Origin of the sequence: Aneurinibacillus sp. XH2 (genome assembly GCF_001439585.2) — a bacterium.
GTDB lineage: Bacteria > Bacillota > Bacilli > Aneurinibacillales > Aneurinibacillaceae > Aneurinibacillus > Aneurinibacillus thermoaerophilus.
Map to the genome: position 1 here is coordinate 1,746,636 of NZ_CP014140.1, position 21,354 is coordinate 1,767,989.

Consider the following 21,354-nt stretch of genomic DNA (forward strand, 5'->3'; position numbering starts at 1 on the left):
AAAAGAGCAAATGCTTGCTCGAATGCCACCTCGATATCATAAAGATCCATTGACGAATGAAATCAAGAATGCTGAGGCTATCGAGCTAGATCGGATTGCAGCAAAGCGTCAGGATGTGTTTGCGCAGTTTGACCCCGAGACGGCCACCTGGGGCATTGCGAACTGGGAGAAAATCTTCGGCATCCCTATTGACGAGAATAAGCCGCTGCAGGAGCGTCGGGAACTGGTAATTGCGAAAATGCGATTCTCTGAGACGGTAACAGTAGCCACTATTAAGAACGTTGCCTCTGCTTGGCTTGGTGGAGAAGTAGATGTTGAAGAGGATTATCAAAACTTCGCAATCATCGTCACGTTTATCGGAAAAATCGGTGTACCAAAGAACTTGGATGACATCAAGAAAACATTACGTGAATTAATACCAGCACACTTAGGGATAACGTACAAATTCAGATATTTACTTATCAGGGAGATACACAACGTACTGACATTGAATGAGATGGAGACGTTAACTTTAGATAAATTTGCAGGGGGTGAAATCATTGGCTAGTAACACACCTAATCTTGGTCTTTATATGAAAGACCCTGTTACAGACGGAAATCACACGTTTAACATCGAAACCATGCTCAATGAAAACTGGCGTAAGATCGATGAAAAAGTTGTACTGAAGGAAGAAGGCAAGGGTCTTTCTACTAATGACTATACAGATGCGGATAAACAAAAGCTTGCTAATATGCAAGAAGGGTCAATTAATCAGGATACGGCAGATGCTCGATATTTACAGGCTGGCTCTACAAATCAAGATGTTACTTTTTCTAAATCAATTATCCAGCAGACAGATACGCGGTCTGTCTTTTTAACTTACACAAATGGAGACTTAACAAAAGTAGAAGAAAAAGATGGAACAACTGTCGTAAAAACTACTGATCTTACTTATTCTAGCGGAAAGCTAACACAAGTCGTGGAAACAGTCGGGGGTAAGACGATTACACAGACGCTTAATTATGATGAAAGCGGCAATTTACAATCAGTAACAAGGAGCGTGGTTTAATGGATGCAGTAACGCTTAGTCAGGTACTTGAGCAATTAAAAAGAACCGGCAAGAATACGGATGCTGCTGGTAACACTACATTGTTTGCCTACTTAAAACAAATTAATGATTACGTGGACACACTAGAAACAAAAGTAGCTGATTTAAAGTATCATTTAGGTAATATAACTGATTTAGCAAATAGAAATGGCTCTCTGCAATCTAAAGTTGTCGATATCCGCAATGTACTGGATACATCAGTTGCAAAATGGCCAACAACAAAAAGGTTACATGTTAACCCGGCAGATACGGCAGGGGTTTGGCAATGGCTATTTGATTCTGGAGTTGGTACAAAAGGGAAATTACAAACGTTTAGATTCCTTTTATCATCATTTAAAAGCTCAGACCGTATCGATTTTCAAATATGGGTGGATGGTTATTTAATTTCTCATGTTAAGCTATCAGGAGATAGCAACTATCCGAATGCGATTGGTTTCTCAACACCGGAAATCTTAACTATAGCAGCTGGATATGACACAGGTGGTGGCGGCGGTTATGCATTTCATCATTATGGTGGACCACATGGAGGCCTTGAAAGCTTTTCATATGCTAGTGGTACTTTCCATCCTAATATACTCCTGCATTTACCGTGGAATAATCGAATCGAAATAAAGTATCTCATTACAGGCAGTATTAGCTTTGAAGAAGCTATAATTGTTTACGAGCAGGCATAAAGGAGGTCAATCTATGCGATATTACAGAATAGCATTGATTGAGGGGAAACCAGATGTAAGTTTTATGAAGATCAACCGTATTGTTTATGATGGAGAAACAGCGGTTGTATCTACTAACGAAGAGTTAGAAAGATTCGAAAGTGAATTAACACAAGCAGAATGGGAAAGTTTTTTAGCTGAGAGAATACCCTCAAAAACGGATGAGCCGGAAATGAGGAAGCCCGAGCCTCAAGAAGCTGCAACTGACGCGATAATAGCAGGTATTGCCGAAATGTATGCACAACAAACCCAAGTGATGAACACGCTTATGGCAGGAATGGCAGATTTATATGTACAAATAGAAGCTTTGAAAAATGGAGGGACAGTATAATATGGAATACATTTACGCTTATCGAATTTACTACGGAAAAATGACGATTGAACAAGTGCCAGCGTGCAAAAAAGAAGCTACAATTGCAGTTTTACAGAACGAATATGGTTATACAGTCGAACAGCAAACAACAACATAACAAACGTCTTTTCCAATAAAGGAAGAGGCGTTTTTATTTTTTCCCCGGAAAGGGGATGAGGAGGATGTAGATGAGACAGGAAACAGATACATTTTATACTTTTGTAGTTGGGGGCGGCGCAGCGAGCGCTGCCTTTTTACTTGGAGGATTTGACCGTTTAGTGGTTGCCCTTGCTATTTGTATGGCAGCAGACTATCTATCTGGCGTTTTAGTCGGGTTTTTTAGAGAAAAAAAGATAAGCTCAGAACGAGCATTTCACGGACTGCTTAAAAAAGGGGCCATGATTCTACTGGTCATTGTTTCCCATCAGTTGGATGTAGTAGCTGGCAGTACAGATTCGCAATTCATGCGAAATGCAATGATTATGTTTTTAATCGCAGTGGAGGGGATTTCACTTGTGGAAAACATGGGGAGGCTTGGGGTTCCAGTCCCCGCGTTTTTGCGTCAACGTTTTGAACAAATGAAAAACGATAACGACAAGGAAGCAAAATTTTGAAGAGAAACGGAGTCAACAAACGGGCATCTATGCCTTTTCATGATCTAAAGCAGGAGGGATGGACATGGCCATTGCATGGGACTGGTTGAAACAAAAGAACTTTCGGTTGAACGACCCGAATTTACATCCAGTCGTTGCCCAGCGTGGCTGGGAAGTTGTATTTGAAGCCTGGCAACGCGGTATCTATGTGCTGATTACGCAAGGGTATCGTTCAATCGCGGAACAGAATGAATTATACGCACAAGGTCGAACAAAACCGGGAAAAATCGTGACGAACGCCAAAGGCGGCACCAGCTACCATAACTACGGTTTGGCGCTGGACTTCGCTTTATATACACCGGATGGCAAACAAGTCGTTTGGGACATGAACACAGATTTTAATAAGAATCACAAAAAAGACTGGATGGAAGTCGTACAAATGTTCAAAGCCAGAGGATTTGAATGGGGTGGTGATTGGAGAAGTTTCAAGGACTACCCACACGTTCAAATGACCTTCGGTTTTTCTATTGCACAATTAAAAGCGGGAAAACGTCCATCACGTCCAGCTATGGTGGTACAGGTTCCAGAGCTGAAGAAAGTTGTTGCATCGGTTACTGACAAAAAGGAGGAAGAATACATGATTCCCGTTTCAAAAGCGGACAAAATCATCGCACTCATCCAAGCAGAGTGGAAAGAGAAGGACGAACAAATTAAGCAGTATCAGAAAATGTGGCAAGAAGAAAACGCGAAGCCGGACAAGTGTCAGCAAAAGTTGGACGAGTATCACAGAGCAGCCGAAGCGTTGCGTAAGGATAAGAAAGAGCTTGGTGAGCTGGCTGACGAAGTGAGAAAGGCGTCAGGTAGACGAGCGGCGAATAACTAACTATATAGGTCAAAATAAATAACGATTGTTGTCGATGTCGTCGACCTCTAATCCTGCAAAAAAGGCGGGGGATCGACGACATTTGATTTTGGTTTAAATATGTATAAACATTGAGGTTGGCGATAGGACGTAAAAAATAGCTTATCATATGGCGTATGTTTATATTTTGGTGTGAGAACTAAAAAAACGTTATGTCGCAAGGATTCTCATTATGTATGTTTTCATGTAAAATGGGTTTGTAGCTTACCTATAAGGAATTGAAACTCAGATCATGTCTGAATGAACGGGCGGGGTCTTGAGTTTGTAGCTTACCTATAAGGAATTGAAACTCATTCGTGGAAGCTGTACGTGCCCTCTATTGAAAGAAGTTTGTAGCTTACCTATAAGGAATTGAAACTCAAATAGTGCAAAGGCTGAAGCGTTGGCATTGCCGTTTGTAGCTTACCTATAAGGAATTGAAACTGCGGCTATAGATGCTTACGAAAAGGAGCCAGAGTTGTTTGTAGCTTACCTATAAGGAATTGAAACAGGAATACAAACATGTACAAGATGGGATTTGCTTCACGTTTGTAGCTTACCTATAAGGAATTGAAACATTTCTGTTTGAAGTTTTAAAATAGTCTCTTCTTGTGTTTGTAGCTTACCTATAAGGAATTGAAACATCGAATCCGCGTCTATGTCTATGATATAGGTATCGGTTTGTAGCTTACCTATAAGGAATTGAAACCAAATAGCAATATCTTCGCCATCGCTGCCTTCTCCGTTTGTAGCTTACCTATAAGGAATTGAAACCGGAATGTACGCCGTTGGCGGAAAACGTCATGGCATGTTTGTAGCTTACCTATAAGGAATTGAAACAGGCGTTCTACAACAGTATTTTCAATCACTACAAAAGTTTGTAGCTTACCTATAAGGAATTGAAACCAAAGTAGATAATGTCTTCAATCGTGATTGTCGGGAGTTTGTAGCTTACCTATAAGGAATTGAAACTCAGGATTGGCGTGAATGAACGCCATAGTGGACGCAGTTTGTAGCTTACCTATAAGGAATTGAAACTTAAATCATGATTGAATGAGCGGGCGGGGTCTTGAGTTTGTAGCTTACCTATAAGGAATTGAAACAAAAAGCGGATCGCCTTCCGAATTCCCCATGTCGCTGGTTTGTAGCTTACCTATAAGGAATTGAAACCAAGTTTTTCCGGTCTGGTTTAGTTTGGTCTTTGGTCTGTTTGTAGCTTACCTATAAGGAATTGAAACTTAGCGTACTGCCCCACAATGTCGCGGGCATGTCGTTTGTAGCTTACCTATAAGGAATTGAAACTGCGGCAATACACTAATGAAGATCCTATATTCTTCAGTTTGTAGCTTACCTATAAGGAATTGAAACGAATACCACTTGAAATATATTCCCGCCCACATTATAATGTTTGTAGCTTACCTATAAGGAATTGAAACTTGGCAATTATCAACCTGAGCCAGAAAAAACAGATAGTTTGTAGCTTACCTATGAGGAATTGAAACCCGAAATAGTAGGCGGTACAGCACCGACGAAGCCGGGTTTGTAGCTTACCTATGAGGAATTGAAACTGATTTATAGAGACTTAAATGGTATCATTAATCATCATTAGATTTATTTGAACGTAGTGGGATATAAATTTTAACAGTTGTACTTTGTAGTAATTATCTGAACGTAGTGGGAAGAAGGTCGCTGCTTATAGTAGCGGCTTTTTGTTTGTATAAGAGAATCCTTTAATATCTAAAATAAATTTGGGAAGGAATTCCAAGAAGTAACTGGATGAGCCAGCATGTCCTAAAGAGCCGGAAACTTGACTACGTATTTACATGGATGCTAGAACAAAAATAACCCGGTGTGGCCGGGTTTTTGTTTGCTACCAATTGCAGTGGTCTATGATTATGAATGCAGGGCTAGGATACGTACTTATACAACTATCACCTTTATTTTTACGTCAAATTGGTGAGGCAATATAAACACCAGGTCTGTAGTTGACCTGGTATTTTTAATATACATTCACCCACCCGATGTATTATTAGTACCCCATTGTACCCCAACTCAAAAAAACAATTCCCCCAAATTCCCCACCAAAACCAAATTAAAATATCGTATTAAAAATAAAGTTATTTTTTGTGTGATATTTAAAACAGGCGTTAAATCTATATTTCAACTCTACAAATACAGTAAAATAAATGTAAATCTTAAGAAAGTCTTAAGGATTCCCTTAATTTAATGTTAAGAAATACATCTTACAATATAGAAAGTCCCGGGAACTGACCATGATATGCTTTTGAAGGGAGCGTGAAAAAATATGAATCATTATTCCATATTAGTTGTCGATGATGAAAAAGAGATCAGGGATGGTATCGAAATATATTTAAAAAATGAAGGGATGACGGTTATAAAAGCAAAAGACGGCATCGAAGCGATTGAAAAATTGAACGAGCATGTTATTCACCTCATTATTTTAGACATCATGATGCCGCGCCTTGACGGTATCGCAACTACATTTAAAATACGTGAAGAAAAAAACATTCCGATTATTATTCTTAGTGCCAAAAGCGAGGATATGGATAAAATTCTAGGTCTTCAGGTTGGTGCTGATGACTATGTCACGAAGCCGTTTAATCCCTTAGAGCTTATTGCTCGAGTGAAGTCACAGCTAAGAAGATACGTGACTCTGGGCACTTACGAAGGAATAGAAAAAGTGATTCATCTCAATGGTCTTACATTAGATCAGTCGGCAAAAGAAGTAACGGTTGACGGTGAAGTTGTGAAATTAACGCCGACTGAATATAAAATCGTTGAATTGCTTATGACAAATGCCGGACGTGTGTTTTCTATTAACGAAATTTATGAACGGGTATGGAAGGAACCAGGTTTTAATGCTGAAAATACTGTAGCCGTTCACATCCGTAAGATTCGTGAAAAAATCGAAATCAATCCAAAACAACCAAAATATTTAAAGGTGGTATGGGGAATTGGATACAAAATCGAAAAGTAAGATGATATTCGTGATTTGGATTTTATTATTTACTTTCGGATTAAGCGGTATTATCTCAGGGTTATTTAACGGAAAAGACTATATAAAAAAAGATTATTTTCAGACTCAACAGTTTGAAGATGAACTAAATCAATTTGTTGATTATCTAAAGATGTTTGAATTAAATAATATAAATAAAGAAGAACTCAAAAAGAAGATTACCGTTACAGCTGAGGAAATTGAAGAACACCGCTATCGCTATGGAGATTTATCGACACAAGTCTCAAATATAAAAGGTCAATATGAGCATAAAATTCAGGATGCACTGTTAGCAGGCAACAAAGAAGTAGCTGATGCCTATATTGCTGAAAGAGATAAGAAAATAGAGGATATTACAAACAATTTTAAAAGCGACGAACATGTCCGGGCAAAAATCGTTAAAGAAAAAGAACAAAAGATTGACGAATATTTTCGTGAGATAGAAAATTACCGTTCGGATTTTATGAGATACAAAGCGCTTTTTACGTATTATTTAAAGAACACCGCAACGGGAGAAGTTTATACGAATGTAAATATAAGCAGTGGCGATTCAATAGATACGTTTATAAACAATAAAAATATGATATTTATTCAAAGCTATCCTTCGTCAAAATATGCTTACCTTTCAACTGGCGGACAATATCGCTTTGTTGGTGATAATGATGTGGTCACTCCGTTAATAGAAAAGGAAACGAGCACGTTTGAGGGGAAGATTGCGTTACCGAAAGCAGCGTCTTCAGAAAACCCTATTCTGGCAGATTATTATGATTTTCAACAAAAACAAAAAATCTTTTTTATCTACACCATTAGCGGTATTCTCGCTTTTCTGCTGAGTTTTTATTTAAACAAAAAAACAAGGGTCATTCAATGCATTCCTACAGGGAAATGGCAGCCTTACTACAACTGTATTCCGATAGACGTAACAGTAATGGCTTTAGTATTTACGGGACTTCTCACGCTTTTGCTATTCATAATGGATAATACCCTATCCTTACATCAAAATTTATATATCTATATTAGAGATACACTCTTTCGTTTAATCGTTACAACCCTTTTTGTTGCACTAACACTTATTCAAGGAAAATTTTTGTTAGAGAGAGCAAAGGCCCCGGCGAACCTAAAAGCAGATTGGCAAAAGGCCCTGCTACACAGAGCATACCAAGGCATAAAGGAAGCGTTTCTCATCCGAAGTATTGGTATGCAACTATTTATTCTGTTATCGGTTGTGTTTGCTTTTGGCGTTGGTGCGGCAATTGTTCTTATAGAGCCCATATATATATGGATTTATATCCCTTTATTTATTGTGATCTGCGTTCCAATTTTCATCATAATTATAAAGCGTAGCGGTTATTTTAATCGTATTGTTACCAACACGGACGAGTTAGTACATGGAAATTTCGAGCAGGATATACCTGTGATAGGGAAATCGGCGTTAGCCGTTCTTGCAGCCAATATTAATGCATTAAAGCATGGTATAAAAGTATCACAAAAGGAACAGGCGAAAAGTGAACGATTAAAAACGGAACTAATTACAAATGTAAGTCATGACTTGCGAACACCGTTAACTTCTATCATTACATACACAGAGCTTTTGAAGACATCAGATGTAACAGATGAAGAGCGTGACGCATACATTGAGATTATTGACCGTAAGTCTAAACGATTAAAAGTGCTCATTGATGACTTATTTGAAGCATCCAAAATGGCAAGCGGGAACATTGAGCTTGAAAAAGAAAAAGTAGATCTTGTCCAGCTTTTACAGCAGGCATTAGCTGAATACAATGAAACAATCGAAGAGTCAACATTGCAATTTCGGATCACTACCCCTGATACACCTGTTTATGCTGTTGTCGATGGACAAAAACTGTGGCGGGTGTTTGACAACTTAATTGGAAACATCCTCAAATATTCATTAGAAAATACGAGAGTATATATTTCAGTGAAAAAAGCAAATGACAAAGCGGTAATTGCTTTTAAAAATATTACTAAATACGAGCTTAGTGAAGATATAGACGAACTGTTTGAACGATTTAAACGCGGTGATACATCTCGTCATACAGAAGGCTCAGGACTTGGGCTTGCTATTGCTAAATCGATTATAGACCTTCACGAAGGCAGTTTAGACATTGAAGTAGATGGTGACTTATTCAAAGTAACCGTTTCATTGAATACCAAATAAGGCAAAAGCCCGGAATTCAACCGAATTCCGGGCTTTTGATGTGTAATGACTTTATAACGACATTTAAAAGTTGGTTGTGAAGGTGTGAAATGATAAATTTCAAATTTGAAAGATATTTTTCAATTTTGAAAGATTATGCTTGGGTGTTTGGTTCGTTTCGAATAGGATAGGCCAGCCAATGCTTTGAATTAACTGTATATAAAATTTATTTATTATATTTTGTCTATTTGGTATCGTTTTTGCTATTGAATTTTTATGGAGTAAGTCAAAAAGAAGCTATGCCATTTCTTGAGTGAGGTGAAACGAACGATGGTACGTTATGAGTATGGCGGAGATGAATTTGTCTTTGTGGAACTGGCGGAAGAAATGAGCCTTGAAGTGAATTTCCAAGCCATGGCCATCACTCGAAAATTGAGAGAAAAACAGCTTCCGGGTATCCTGGATATTTGTCCTTCCAATGCTTCCTATATGATTCGGGTTGATCCCGACCAGTTGCATCCGGATGTGCTTATTAAGGAATTGAAGGACTTGGAACACTCTGTTTCGATCGATGACTTTGAAATATCCGCGCGCATTGTTGACGTCCCGATCTTGTTTGAAGATCCGTGGACACACGAAGCATTGATGCGCTTCAGAGACCGTCACCAAGACCCGAATTCTACCGATCTGGAATATGCTGCTCGCATTAATGGGTTCGCATCCAAGGAAGAGTTGATCCAGGCTATCACCGATTATCCCTATCTAGTGTCTATGGTCGGGTTTGTCCCTGGACTGCCTTGGTGCTATCAGATGGTGCCCCGGGAGCAGCAAATCGAGGTGCCGAAATATGTTCGTCCGCGTACATATACGCCGGAGAGAGCTTTTGGCTTTGGCGGAGCCTTTGCCGTTATCTACCCGGTGCAGGGAGCAGGCGGATATCAGTTGTTTGGCATAGCGGCCGCTCCTATTTACGACAAGGAGCAGCGGTTGCCGGATTTTGCAGATTCTATGACTTTTCCCAGGCAGGGAGATATTTTCCGTTATCGCAGTGTGACAAAGGAAGAGTTCGAATCGATCCGGGAACAGGTGGAAGCAGGTACTTTCCGTTATTTAACGACGGAAATTACTTTTACGCCCCATGATGTTATCGAGAATCCGAAACAGTTTTCTGAAAACGTGTTAGGGAGGTTATATGTATGATTAAAGTGATAACCCCCGGGCTTCAAACGACGGTTCAGGATCAGGGCCGAATCGGCTACTACGAAATTGGAATGCCGCCTTCTGGCGCGATGGACAAATATTCTTACGTTATTGCCAATTTACTTGTAGGAAATGACGAGAATGCGGCGGCTTTGGAGATTACATATATGGGTCCGACGCTCGAATTCCAGCGCGATTCTGTTATTGCGGTGACGGGCGGCGAAATCCCCCCGAAGATTAATGGACAGCCGGCCCCGATGTGGGAGACAATCGCTGTTAAAGCCGGTGACCAGCTATCTTTTGATTTTATCAGGCAGGGGGCGAGGGCTTACCTTGCTGTAGCTGGTGGAATTAATGTTCCAGTTATTATGGACTCTCGTTCAACCTATACGCTGTGTGGAATTGGCGGTTTTGAGGGGCGCGCCCTGCAAGCCGGGGATGGACTCTGCATCGGCAGCGACATCCGCCGGAAGATCAGTGCGGGAACCCGCATTCCGGAGACTTTTATCCCAAGATTCTCCAAGTCTTATGAAATCCGCGTGCTTATGGGGCTTTGCAGTTACCGCTTAACAGAGGAAAGCAAGGAGCGCTTCCTGTCCCTGGATTGGACTGTAACGCCGGAAGCGAACCGTGTCGGGTACCGCTTCAAGGGTGAACGCTTGAATTTTGTCCCCCGGGAGCAGCCTTTCGGTGCCGGAAGCAATCCTTCGAATGTTGTTGATTTAGGCTATCCCATTGGCTCCATCCAAGTTCCGGATGGAGTGGAACCAATCGCTTTGTTGAATGACGCGGTAACGGGCGGCGGCTATGCTACTATTGCTACGATTATTAGCGCCGATCTCAATCGGATGGCACAAATTAAGACGAATGAAAAGGTGCGTTTCGTGTCTGTCAGCCTCGAAGAAGCTCTGCGGGCGAGGCGGGAAATGAAGGACAAGATTGCGCAAATAAAACAAGTAATTTCAGAGAATGGGAGGTAAGAACTGTGGCAGAAAGCAAATCCATCCTATCCCCGATTCCTGGCGTGTTTTACCGCAGACCCGCTCCGGACCAGGATGTATATGTAAAGGAAGGAGACACCGTGAAAGTCGGGGATACTATCGGCTTAATCGAAGTTATGAAGAATTTTTATGAAATCAAAGCGGAATCAGACGGCGTCCTTGAACGTTTTTGTGTGGAAAACGAAGAAATCGTGGATGCCGGACAGGAAATAGCCGTGATCAAAAGGTAACAGTGATGCTGATAGGGATTCAAGTTTGTTTGAATCCCTATTCCAACACGTAACATGGGGGTAGAGTATGAGTTATTTTGACAAAATTTTAATTGCCAACAGAGGAGAGATTGCCAGACGGATTATCCGAACCTGTAAGCGGTTGAAGATTCGAACTGTAGCTGTTTATTCAGAAGCGGATATGGACGCGCCTTTTGTCGAGGAGGCGGATGAGGCTGTTTGCATCGGTCCAGCTCAGGTCAAAAAGAGCTATCTGGACATTGAGAAGGTGATCCAGGTTGCCAAAGAAACAGAGGCAAACGCGATTCATCCCGGATACGGGTTTCTGTCGGAAAACCCGCGTTTTGTTCGTCGCTGTGAAGAAGAGGGAATTGTGTTCATCGGTCCGGATGCTAGGACGATCGAGTTGATGGGCAGTAAGATTGAGGCGCGCCGTCAGATGCAGCAGGCGGGGGTGCCAGTGGTTCCTGGATGGGATGGAAAAATTGATTCTGTTACAGAAGCGTTGTCTATCGCCGACCAGTTAGGGTACCCGCTTATGCTAAAAGCGAGCGCTGGTGGTGGAGGGATTGGGATGCAGGTGATCCATAATCCCGATGAACTGCAAAAAGCGTTTGCGTCTACCATGCAACGGGCTCAGTCGTATTTCGGTGATGGGACCTTATTTTTGGAGAAATGGATTTCTGGCCCACGTCATATTGAAGTACAGGTGGCCTGTGATGCCTATGGCCATGCGGTACACTTATTTGAGCGGGAATGCTCGGTACAGCGAAGAAACCAGAAAGTCGTTGAAGAAAGCCCGTCTCCTTTTCTGGATGAAGAAACCAGAGCTAAGCTGTTAGAGACCGCCTTGCGGGGAGCAAGACACATTGGATATTCCAATGTGGGGACGATGGAATTCATTTTCGATGAAAATCGAAATTTTTACTTCTTGGAGATGAATACACGCCTGCAAGTTGAGCATCCGGTGACGGAGGAAATCACCGGTCTTGATTTGGTAGAATTGCAAATCCGTCTTGCTGCCAAAGAAAAGTTGCCATTTCAGCAAGAAGAAATCCGAAAAACAGGTCATGCTATCGAATGCAGACTATATGCCGAGGACCCGAAAACTTTCTTTCCTTCGCCGGGCGTTTTGAAGCGGTTAGCTTTGCCGAAGGAGGAGGTGCGCCTGGACTTTGGCGTGATCGAAGGCAGTACAGTCACACCATTTTATGACCCGATGATTGGGAAAATCATTACGCATGGACGCGATCGTTCCGATGCCATCCACAAGATGGAAAAGGCCCTGGAACAAATCGCGGTGGAAGGTCTGACGACGAACGTTTCCCTGCTTCAAAAGATTGTTCAGGACAAAGATTTCCGGGACGGACATTATACGACACGTTTCCTTGAGAAATTGCTTGTCTGACTATTCCTGAAAAGAGGTGGTACGAGTTGCATAAAGTGGATTTGAATTGTGATATGGGAGAAAGTTTCGGTTTGTATGAGTTGGGTAATGATGAAGAAATGATGCAGTACATTACATCCGCCAATATTGCCTGTGGCTTTCATGGAGGGGATCCGCATGTAATGCGGAAAACGGTGGAGCTGGCCAAACGATACGGAGTCGGCATCGGGGCGCATCCTGCTTTTCCGGATTTGCTAGGGTTTGGTCGCCGCTATATGACATGTACAGCGGCAGAAGTTAAGGATTATGTTACCTATCAATTAGGAGCCCTGCGCGAATTTGCCGTGGCGGCAAACATAAAAATTCAGCATTGTAAACCCCATGGCGCATTATATATGAAAGCTATGGAAGATAAGGCGCTGGCCCGGGCGATTCTAGAAGCGATTGCGGAAGTTGATCCGCAAACCGTTATCTTTGCCTTGAACAATTCCGCTGTACTAGAGGAAGCAAAAAAAATGGGGATTCCGGTCGCACGGGAAGCTTATGCAGATCGCGAGCATACGACGACCGGTTCGATTATTTTAACGAGAAAAGGGTCACAGATTAAGGATTATCATGAGATGGCCCAGCGTGTGGTTAGGATGGTCAAAGAAGGAAAAGTTATGACACATGATGGTGAAGAGATAGCCATTCAAGCGGATACGATCTGCATTCATGGGGACACGCCAGGAGCCTCACAACTGGCCAAAACCATTGTAGAGGCTCTTCGTGAAAACGGGGTTCAGATTGCTCCTATTAGAGAAGTTTTGAATGTGGGCTGTTGATGATCAACAGCCTATTTATTTCTAATATAATTTCATTTATGAAATTAATTTCAATTTTGAAAGATTATTTGTTATAATTTAGAGGAAATGATTTCGTTTGTTAATAGGAGGTGTATGACGTGATTACCTGGAAACAAATTCTGCGGCCGATTTCGGCGGTGGTGAACCGGGAAAGTACGATTCAGGATGTTCTGCGTGAAATGCACGAGCGGGGAGCCGATATTGCTTTTGTCATGGATAAGGGAAATATTGTTGGCTTCATCCATACGGATTCTCTGTTGGAACAATTGCGACATACACCAGACCTTCAGCAACCCATCCAGTATCGAAAAGATATTCTCAAAGTTCCTTACATGCACCCTGTTGAGTACTATCACAATATTTCTGTTGTACTAGGGGTAAATCCGGGTGGAGAAATCATCGGTTACAGTTTGGTGCAGCAAGCGCGCCACCAGATGAATGAACTGCAACTTAGACACATGAATCAAATTTTAGACGGGGCCGGGGTAGGAATCATCAGAACAAACACTCGTTTTGAAATTGAATTCATTAATGAAACAGCAGAGAATATTCTGGGGCTGTCTCGCTCGTTTCTTTTGTCTCGTAATTACAAAACGCTACTTACTATGGATAAGGATTTGGATCGAGTGATTCAAGGAGAGACATTTATCAGCGTGAACAGTTCAATTAACTTCAAGCAAATCAGCGGGAATTTCTCTCCGCTCCGAATCGACGGTCGGATTACAGGTTTGGTACATGTTTTTTTTCTTCGTGAAGCGTTTGAGGAAGCTGTTCAAGAATTGGAATTTGTGCGTAATTTGTACTCTGATTTGCAGGCGGTTTATTCTTCCTCCCATGAGCAAATTCTTGTCGTCAATCCAAAAGGTGAAGTGATTCGGTTGGCAGGTACATTTTTGCAGGAGTTTTGGGGTTTGGATCAGCCTGAGAAGGTCATTGGTAGAAATGTTGCTGAATTCGAACGCAAGGGAGTATTCCGGCCTAATATCGTCGATCTATGCATAAAGAAAAAAAAGAAGCTAACCATGATTCAGGACACTGTTCATGGACGGAAAGTTTGGTCTGTCGCAACTCCTGTTTATCATGAAGGGAAACTGGAAAAAGTCGTCGTTCTTTCGCGCGATATTACGAAAACGAATCAACTGCAAGAGGAATTGAAGCGAGTTACTAAGAAATCGAATACATACAAACAGGAATTGGACCAGCTGATGAACCGATACAGTGCTGATAAACCTTTAATTTATCGCTCTCGTATTATGGAGGACTTAGTCGAGGAAGTGAAGCGGATCGCTCAGGTCGACTCCACCGTTCTGCTCGAGGGAGAATCAGGGGTGGGGAAAGAAGTGTTTGCCCGTACCCTTCACGCAGCGAGTCGCCGCAAGGATTATCCCCTCATTCGGGTTAATTGTGGGGCGATTCCTGAGAATCTGATCGAGAGCGAATTGTTTGGTTATGAGAAGGGAGCCTTTACCGGCGCGGATCAGAAAGGAAAGCCAGGTCTTTTCGAAATGGCCCATCGGGGGACGATTTTCCTTGATGAAATCAGCGAGTTATCATTAAACATGCAGGTCAAGTTGCTTCGGGTTCTGCAGGAGAAGGAAGTGACACGGATAGGCGGTGTACAGACCATTCCTGTGGATGTCAGGGTGATTGCGGCAACCAACAAAAATATAAAGGATATGATGGAGCAGGGGGAATTTCGAGAAGATCTTTACTATCGGCTGAATGTTATTCCGATTCATATTCCTCCCTTAAGGGAACGTACGGAAGATATTTTTTCCCTGGTTCTTTATTTCTCTCAACAGTTTAACCGAACGTACCAGATGGAAAAAGGATTTTCTCCGGGGGCGCTTGAAGTGTTGGAAAACTATGATTGGCCGGGGAATGTTAGGGAGTTGCAGAATATTGTTGAACGGTTGATTGTAACGAGCCGCGAGGAATTCATCCAGCGTGAAGATGTACTGAGGGTGCTGTACGGTGAAGCAGGGGGGAAGCGCAAGAAAACGATGGTGTTTGAGCTGATGCCGCTTAAGGAGGCCGTAGCCGAACTGGAAAGTCAATTGATTCAGCTTGGGCTCAAGAAATATGGAACAGCGGCTAAAGTATCGGAAGTGCTGGGAGTAAGTCCGGCCACCATTAGCAGACGAATGAATAAGTTGTTTAAATAAAGGGAGGTAGCCATTTGTTTACATTGCCGGAAACGCGGTTTGATTTTGGTGGAGATGAATACATTTACGCGGAAATTTCCCGTGATATGAGCGCAGAAAGCAATTTTAAAGCATTGGCTATCGTCAATGAATTAAGGAAGCGCAATATCCCGGGTATTATCGAAATCGTTCCTTCCAACGCTTCGTATTTGGTCCGTTATAATCCGGAGATTATACCAGCTAGGGATTTGCTTGATTATTTGAAGGACATCGATATTACGAAAAGCAATCCGGCAGAGTTGAATTTATCGGTTCGTATGGTAGAAATCCCTGTCTGGTATGATGATCCGATTACGCGGGAATATTCTAGGCGGTTTAAAAGCCGTCATCAAGAACCTGATATTTCTAATTTCGAGTTTGCTATGAAGGTAAACGGATTCAGAGAAAAAGAAGCGTTTATCGAGGCGCATACACGCATGCCCTATTTAATTACGATGGTTGGCTTTCTGCCTGGGACGGCTTGGGGGTTTCCACTGGGTTTGCATCCGCAAGAAATTATTCAGGTTCCGAAATATCTAAGTCCTCGAACGGACACTCCCAGACAAGCTGTAGGAGTTGGCGGAGCTTTTACTGTAGTTTATCCTGTCAATGGCCCGGGGAGCTATCAGTTAATCGGCATATCAGCAGTTCCTGTCTACGATAACGAAAAACGTCTGGTAGATTTGGAGGATACTTATTTTTTGGCGCGACCGGGAGATATTTGGAAGTATCGCTCCGTTGATGAGCGGGAATATAGCCGGATCGTAGAGGAAGTGAAGCAGGGAACGTATCGCTATCGAATGAAATACATCGAGTTTTCGCCGCAGGAATATGTGACAAAGGGGAAGGTATATATTCTGGAATTGATGGAGGGATTCTGAATGCTACGCATATTGGAACCCGGTTTATGGACCACTGTACAGGACATAGGACGCCAAGGTTATTATCATTTTGGGCTTCCTCCTTCAGGAGCCGCAGACAAGTACTCTTTTATGGTGGGTAACTTGCTGCTTGGTAATCCGTTGGAATTTGCCGGGCTGGAGATGACCTTGCTTGGCCCAAAGGTTGAGTTTTTGAAAAAAACGGTCATTGCTATAACGGGAGCTCCGATGGAGGCGTATCTTAACCAGCAGCCGATTCCCCTATGGGAACCCGTTCAAGTAAACGAGGGAGATATTCTTTCTTTCAAGTTTTGTAAACAAGGGGTAAAAAGCTATCTTTGTGTTTCTGGAGGGATTCAAGTTCCAGAGGTTCTTGGAAGTCGTTCTACTTATACCCTGAGCAGGCTTGGAGGTTTTCAAGGGAGAAAATTGGATGTTGGAGATGAATTGGAGATCGGCGAACCGCTCCCAGGAGCCTTTAAACAGGTCGGAAAACGGCCCCCTTCTGAATTTATTCCTGAATACAAGAATTTTCAAGACCTTCGTGTGGTTATGGGGTTGTCCGGACACCGGGTGAGCGATGAGGGAATCAAAGCCTTTTTGAACTCGGAATGGACAGTATCGACGGAATCGAATCAGGTGGCATATCGCTATACCGGAGCGAAAATCGCTTTCAAGGAGCATGAGCCCCCGTTCGGAGCCGGTGATGGTTTCTCAAATGTCGTCGATTTTGCCTATCCGATCGGGGCGCTTATGGTTCCAAACGAAGAGGAGTTGATTATTTTACTCAACGATGCCACGTCGGGTGGGGGATTTGTCACAATCGGCACCGTAATCAGCACGGATTTGGACATTGTTGCTCAATCCAGGCCAATGTCGAAGTGCCGTTTTTTGGCTATTACCGTAGATCAGGCCATGCAGGTGCGGCTCGAGAGAAAGAAAAAGCTGACGAGATTGGCCGAGCTTTTGAAGGAACACGGATAGATCACAGAAGCAGGCCATGCAGTGAACAATATTACGACATGGCCTCGGTTTCAGCAGCATATGATCAAACACAAGTTATCGTTCATTTGGTTTGGTAAGAATGGAGATCTGTGAATGATCTCCTATGATAGAATGTACATGTTCTGTTTCATTGGGGATTCCCTGTACGATGGTTTTTTGTCCAAAAATGCTGCGGCAAATTAGCGACTGTACATTCGCAATTTTCGTGTTTTGAAGACAGATGCTATTTTCTACCATGCAATCTGTGAGCATGGAGTCATCTTGAATGGAAACATACGGTCCAATAACGGCATTTTTAATTGTACAATTATTTCCAATAAGAACAGGTCCTTGCAAAATACAATTTTCCAGGGTGGTATTTTTTCCTACTTGTACTTTGTGCCCGAGTTGTTCTGTTAACGTCCATTGATTGGCATCCAGCCATCTTTCAATTGTGCCGACATCTGTATATGGTTTTTCAGTAATCGAATAAGAAATAGAGTACCCTTGCTCGATCATCCACTGAATTGCATCAGTAATTTCATACTCTCCTCTTTTTGAAGGCGTAATATGTTGAATTGCTTCGAAAATAGAAGAATCAAGCATATAAGTACCGATAATCGCAAGATTGCTTTTTGGCTTCTCAGGTTTTTCTTCTACCTTTATAATACGTTCATTCTTAATCTCAGCAATTCCGTAATCGCTCGCATTTTCTACTTGGGAGAGAAGAATAGAGCCTTTATGTCCTTGATACGCTTGTATTAATGTGTGCAGAGGTTCCATAATTAAATTATCTCCTAACATCAGTACGAAAGAATCATCACCAACAAACGATTGCACCTGAATAAGCGCATGCGCAATGCCCAACGGTTTCGCTTGGTACATGTACTTTATCGTTACCTCTCCTTTGTATGCGGAAACATAATCAATAATCATTTTTTGCCGAGGATGGATCACGATTCCGATTTCCCGGATTCCTACCTCTTTCATTTTATTTATACAATGATAAAGAATAGGCTGATTTAAAATGGGCAAAAGAGTTTTTGGAACCGTAGAAGAAAATGGCTGCATGCGCGTCCCCTTGCCTGCACATAAAATAACGCCTTTCATATATTTCTCCTTTTAATTAAGCATGGGGTGTGCCTACCCCTACATAATGGTAGCCGAATGTTAACATTTCCGAGGAATTAAGCGCATTTCTTCCATCGAACACAAACGGTTGAGACATGATATGTTTAGCGTTTTGCCAATCTATATTCACGATTTCTTTCCATTCCGTTACGAGCAAAGCAGCGTCCGCTTTTTGTAGCGCCTCCAGTGGAGTAAACGTGTAGTGAATCGCGGGATACAATTTTTTGACGTGTTCGACACCTTTTGGATCATAAGCCGTAATGAAAGCTTTTTCCTTTATAAGATAATCAATGATTTTCAAAGAAGGCGCTTCACGAATGTCGTCGGTTTCTGGTTTGAACGTAAGACCCAGGACAGCGATCCGTTTTCCGGAGAGTGGGCCTATTGCTTTTTGTACTTTCTCCATAAACCAATCTGTTTGTGTTTGATTAACGGAAGCTACAGCTTGTAAAATATGCAGAGGATTTCCGTTTTCGGAGGCTAAGGTAAGCAAAGCCTTTATATCCTTCGGGAAGCAAGAGCCACCATATCCGATTCCTGCCTGGAGAAATTGGGACCCAATCCGACTGTCCATTCCCATGCCTTTTGCTACTTGGATAATATTTGCGCCTATTTTTTCGCATATCCGCGCTAATTCATTGATAAATGAAATCTTAGTTGCCAGAAATGCATTGGAGGCGTACTTAATCATTTCCGCATCTTTGTTGCTAACAAAGAGTATGTTCGTCTTTATATCTTTATACAATTCTTGCATGATTTTCTGCGCTTTCTTTGTGTCACAACCGATAACAATTCTTTCCGGATGCAGCGCATCATATAACGCTTTTCCCTCCCGCAGAAATTCAGGGTTGGAAACTAGATCGAAAGAGAGAGCCAGACGCCTTTTTTCCAGCTCATTTTTAATGATTTTTTTTATTTTGTCACATGTACCTATCGGTACGGTACTTTTGATTACAACTACTTTGTAACTTTCCATTGTTTTTCCAATTTGCTGTGCTACTTCTTCCACATGCGATAAATCTGCTGAGCCATCTGACGAAGAGGGGGTACCCACAGCAATGAATAAAACATCGCATTGTGTGATTGCTTCTTTCATATCGGTTGTAAAAGAAAGGGTTCCGTCTTTTACAAGTTTTTGTAGCGTCTCTTCCATGCCTGCTTCATAAAAAGGCAGAACCGCTTGCTTTAACTTCTTTATTTTTCCCATATCATTATCGATAGCAACAACCGTATGATCATACATAGCAAAAGCAATGCTCGTTGAAGTCCCTACATATCCACATCCAATGACCGCCACTTTCATAAGGCTCACCCCGCTCCTTATCTCTTTATGATTTATACAGTTTACGAAGCAAGCAGGACGAGTGAAACGGTGAAACACCTATATTTCAGCGCCTAGTTTTCGCATTCACAAGATAAATTTTTGAAATTTAAGACGTCAGCCTATACTATAATCCTTGTCTTAGCATATCTTGTCATAGACATTTTAAGCCAAAGAAGGAGGAAAGAAATGACGGATTATCTCATTCAGCCATGGGGAACCGTAGAGGAAGACTTGGCCACCGTACCTCCAGAAATCGAAGATATGGCAAAACAAGTGGCTACACATTATGAAATGGAAGTAACAGGCATGACACTTATTACATCTAAGCCAGATAAAGGAGGAGCCATCTGGCGAATTGAAACGGATAAAGGGCCGCGCAGCTTAAAAGTGTTACATCGTTCTCCGCAGCGCAGCCTTTTCAGCATTGGCGCACAGGAATATCTAGTAGGGCAGGGGGCACGAGTGCCAAAGCTAATTCAGACGAAGGAAGGCCAGAACTATGTGGAACGCGGCGGAAAGCTCTGGATTGTCACCGAATGGATCGAACCATTAACACAAGCCAGCAAAATTGATTTGGAAGGGGCGAAAGTACTTTGTTACGGGCTTGGTGAATTTCATCGTCATTCGCGAGGTTATGTGCCGCCAAAAGGTGCGCAGCGTGCAACTCGTCTTTATCGCTATCCAAAATTGTATCAAAAAATTATTACGAAAATCGGGTGGTTTAGAGTATTGGCTACTACTTATTCCGATATGTCCGCCAGCAAGCATATCCTTTCTATGGTCGATGTGTATGAGCAACAGGCGCGCGAAGCGTTTGAAAAATTAAATCGTTCTCCTTATGCCGATCTAGTAGCCAGAGGTGAAGAGTATTGGGGCATTGCCCATCAAGATTACGGTTGGTCCAACGGACAGCAAGGGCCGGGTGGCATCTGGATTATCGATTTGGATGGAGTCGCATATGATTTACCCATCCGCGATTTACGCAAGTTAATCACAAGTACCATGGATGATATGGGGAACTGGGATGTGACATGGATGCGGGGCATGATTGAAGCATACCATGAAGCAAATCCTATTGAACCTGAGTTGTATCAAGTGCTGATTATTGATATGTCACTACCGAATGAATTTTATAAGCATGTTAAAGAAATGGTATACAGTCCAACAACGTTTCTAAATGATGAATTAAGTAGCCTTCTGCAGCGGCTGGAAGCATCGGATGCAACGAAATGGCCTGCCCTGCAAGAACTAAGCAACAATTGGACATTTACTTCTTCCTTATGAAGTGAACCGGCAGGCACGCCTTATGGATTGAGAGCAACGATGAATCACAGCCTACATGCCGCGAGCATCAAAAGAAGGGGATA

The 21,354-nt window shown here is 42.2% G+C and carries 20 protein-coding genes and 1 CRISPR repeat array; of the genes, 18 read left to right on the plus strand and 2 right to left on the minus strand.

The annotated features are described in order from the left end of the window. Positions 1-10: 10 nt before the first annotated feature. From ACH33_RS08740 to ACH33_RS08815, 17 genes are all read left to right on the plus strand, one after another. A complete protein-coding gene (locus ACH33_RS08740; protein ID WP_257721602.1) occupies positions 11-547 on the plus strand; it encodes a YmfQ family protein in 537 nt (178 codons plus the stop codon). Continuing rightward, positions 540-1,049: a hypothetical protein gene (locus ACH33_RS08745; protein WP_057898674.1), complete on the plus strand. Its 510-nt coding sequence runs from the start codon at positions 540-542 to the stop codon at positions 1,047-1,049. The genes ACH33_RS08740 and ACH33_RS08745 overlap by 8 nt, the downstream gene beginning before the upstream one ends. After that, positions 1,049-1,762 (plus strand): hypothetical protein, encoded by a 714-nt coding sequence (locus ACH33_RS08750; protein ID WP_057898675.1) that lies wholly within the window; start codon positions 1,049-1,051, stop codon positions 1,760-1,762. The genes ACH33_RS08745 and ACH33_RS08750 overlap by 1 nt, the downstream gene beginning before the upstream one ends. Before the next feature lie 13 nt (positions 1,763-1,775). Next, positions 1,776-2,132, plus strand: coding sequence for a hypothetical protein (locus ACH33_RS08755; RefSeq protein WP_057898676.1), 357 nt, complete (start codon positions 1,776-1,778; stop codon positions 2,130-2,132). 1 nt (position 2,133) lies between these two features. Beyond that, entirely contained in the window at positions 2,134-2,271 is a 138-nt protein-coding gene (locus ACH33_RS19205; RefSeq protein WP_156424016.1) for a hypothetical protein, read from the plus strand. Between the two features lie 70 nt (positions 2,272-2,341). Next, complete coding sequence (locus ACH33_RS08760; protein ID WP_057898677.1) at positions 2,342-2,767, plus strand: phage holin family protein; 426 nt, start codon at positions 2,342-2,344, stop codon at positions 2,765-2,767. 64 nt (positions 2,768-2,831) lie between these two features. Next, positions 2,832-3,629: a M15 family metallopeptidase gene (locus tag ACH33_RS20450; protein ID WP_057898678.1), complete on the plus strand. Its 798-nt coding sequence runs from the start codon at positions 2,832-2,834 to the stop codon at positions 3,627-3,629. 234 nt (positions 3,630-3,863) lie between these two features. After that, positions 3,864-5,215: a CRISPR direct-repeat array (repeat unit 30 nt; unit sequence GTTTGTAGCTTACCTATAAGGAATTGAAAC). A 737-nt stretch (positions 5,216-5,952) separates the two neighbouring features. Beyond that, positions 5,953-6,645 (plus strand): response regulator transcription factor, encoded by a 693-nt coding sequence (locus ACH33_RS08770; RefSeq protein WP_057898679.1) that lies wholly within the window; start codon positions 5,953-5,955, stop codon positions 6,643-6,645. Next, positions 6,623-8,842, plus strand: a complete 2,220-nt coding sequence (locus ACH33_RS08775) for a sensor histidine kinase (RefSeq protein ID WP_057898680.1) — start codon at positions 6,623-6,625, stop codon at positions 8,840-8,842. Before ACH33_RS08770 ends, ACH33_RS08775 begins: the two co-directional genes overlap by 23 nt. Positions 8,843-9,151: 309 nt before the next feature. Then, the gene (locus ACH33_RS08780; protein ID WP_057898681.1) at positions 9,152-10,021 is read left to right on the plus strand and encodes a 5-oxoprolinase subunit B family protein; all 870 of its coding nucleotides are present in this window, start codon (positions 9,152-9,154) and stop codon (positions 10,019-10,021) included. After that, positions 10,018-11,001, plus strand: a complete 984-nt coding sequence (locus ACH33_RS08785) for a 5-oxoprolinase subunit C family protein (protein ID WP_057898682.1) — start codon at positions 10,018-10,020, stop codon at positions 10,999-11,001. Before ACH33_RS08780 ends, ACH33_RS08785 begins: the two co-directional genes overlap by 4 nt. 5 nt (positions 11,002-11,006) lie before the next feature. Next, positions 11,007-11,252 carry an acetyl-CoA carboxylase gene (locus ACH33_RS08790; RefSeq protein ID WP_057898683.1) on the plus strand — a complete coding sequence of 82 codons (246 nt, stop codon included), beginning with the start codon at positions 11,007-11,009 and terminating at the stop codon, positions 11,250-11,252. Positions 11,253-11,319: 67 nt separating this feature from the next. Continuing rightward, the gene (locus ACH33_RS08795) at positions 11,320-12,660 is read left to right on the plus strand and encodes an acetyl-CoA carboxylase biotin carboxylase subunit (RefSeq protein ID WP_057898684.1); all 1,341 of its coding nucleotides are present in this window, start codon (positions 11,320-11,322) and stop codon (positions 12,658-12,660) included. A gap of 26 nt (positions 12,661-12,686) precedes the next feature. Then, a complete protein-coding gene (locus tag ACH33_RS08800) occupies positions 12,687-13,463 on the plus strand; it encodes a LamB/YcsF family protein (protein ID WP_082705961.1) in 777 nt (258 codons plus the stop codon). 119 nt (positions 13,464-13,582) lie between these two features. Beyond that, the gene (locus tag ACH33_RS08805) at positions 13,583-15,649 is read left to right on the plus strand and encodes a sigma 54-interacting transcriptional regulator (RefSeq protein WP_057898685.1); all 2,067 of its coding nucleotides are present in this window, start codon (positions 13,583-13,585) and stop codon (positions 15,647-15,649) included. Between the two features lie 14 nt (positions 15,650-15,663). Next, positions 15,664-16,548, plus strand: a complete 885-nt coding sequence (locus ACH33_RS08810; RefSeq protein WP_057898686.1) for a 5-oxoprolinase subunit B family protein — start codon at positions 15,664-15,666, stop codon at positions 16,546-16,548. After that, positions 16,549-17,532, plus strand: a complete 984-nt coding sequence (locus ACH33_RS08815; RefSeq protein WP_057898687.1) for a 5-oxoprolinase subunit C family protein — start codon at positions 16,549-16,551, stop codon at positions 17,530-17,532. A 75-nt stretch (positions 17,533-17,607) separates the two neighbouring features. Here the strand turns inward: ACH33_RS08815 and ACH33_RS08820 are convergent, their stop codons facing one another. Next, positions 17,608-18,642, minus strand: coding sequence for a sugar phosphate nucleotidyltransferase (locus ACH33_RS08820; protein WP_057898688.1), 1,035 nt, complete (start codon positions 18,640-18,642; stop codon positions 17,608-17,610). A 16-nt stretch (positions 18,643-18,658) separates the two neighbouring features. Beyond that, the gene (locus tag ACH33_RS08825; protein WP_057898689.1) at positions 18,659-19,966 is read right to left on the minus strand and encodes a UDP-glucose dehydrogenase family protein; all 1,308 of its coding nucleotides are present in this window, start codon (positions 19,964-19,966) and stop codon (positions 18,659-18,661) included. A gap of 207 nt (positions 19,967-20,173) precedes the next feature. Here ACH33_RS08825 and ACH33_RS08830 point away from each other — a divergent pair, with 207 nt between their 5' ends. Beyond that, positions 20,174-21,271, plus strand: a complete 1,098-nt coding sequence (locus ACH33_RS08830; protein WP_057898690.1) for a CotS family spore coat protein — start codon at positions 20,174-20,176, stop codon at positions 21,269-21,271. Positions 21,272-21,354: the final 83 nt, after the last annotated feature.

Bases quoted from the DNA above. Each gene is read 5' to 3' on its own strand.
- ACH33_RS08740 (WP_257721602.1), top strand. From the start codon at position 11: ATGCTTGCTCGAATGCCACCTCGATATCATAAAGATCCATTGACGAAT.
- ACH33_RS08750 (WP_057898675.1), top strand. From the start codon at position 1,049: ATGGATGCAGTAACGCTTAGTCAGGTACTTGAGCAATTAAAAAGAACC.
- ACH33_RS08755 (WP_057898676.1), top strand. From the start codon at position 1,776: ATGCGATATTACAGAATAGCATTGATTGAGGGGAAACCAGATGTAAGT.
- ACH33_RS19205 (WP_156424016.1), top strand. From the start codon at position 2,134: ATGGAATACATTTACGCTTATCGAATTTACTACGGAAAAATGACGATT.
- ACH33_RS08760 (WP_057898677.1), top strand. From the start codon at position 2,342: ATGAGACAGGAAACAGATACATTTTATACTTTTGTAGTTGGGGGCGGC.
- ACH33_RS20450 (WP_057898678.1), top strand. From the start codon at position 2,832: ATGGCCATTGCATGGGACTGGTTGAAACAAAAGAACTTTCGGTTGAAC.
- ACH33_RS08770 (WP_057898679.1), top strand. From the start codon at position 5,953: ATGAATCATTATTCCATATTAGTTGTCGATGATGAAAAAGAGATCAGG.
- ACH33_RS08780 (WP_057898681.1), top strand. From the start codon at position 9,152: ATGGTACGTTATGAGTATGGCGGAGATGAATTTGTCTTTGTGGAACTG.
- ACH33_RS08785 (WP_057898682.1), top strand. From the start codon at position 10,018: ATGATTAAAGTGATAACCCCCGGGCTTCAAACGACGGTTCAGGATCAG.
- ACH33_RS08795 (WP_057898684.1), top strand. From the start codon at position 11,320: ATGAGTTATTTTGACAAAATTTTAATTGCCAACAGAGGAGAGATTGCC.
- ACH33_RS08815 (WP_057898687.1), top strand. From the start codon at position 16,549: ATGCTACGCATATTGGAACCCGGTTTATGGACCACTGTACAGGACATA.
- ACH33_RS08820 (WP_057898688.1), bottom strand. From the start codon at position 18,642: ATGAAAGGCGTTATTTTATGTGCAGGCAAGGGGACGCGCATGCAGCCA.
- ACH33_RS08825 (WP_057898689.1), bottom strand. From the start codon at position 19,966: ATGAAAGTGGCGGTCATTGGATGTGGATATGTAGGGACTTCAACGAGC.
- ACH33_RS08830 (WP_057898690.1), top strand. From the start codon at position 20,174: ATGACGGATTATCTCATTCAGCCATGGGGAACCGTAGAGGAAGACTTG.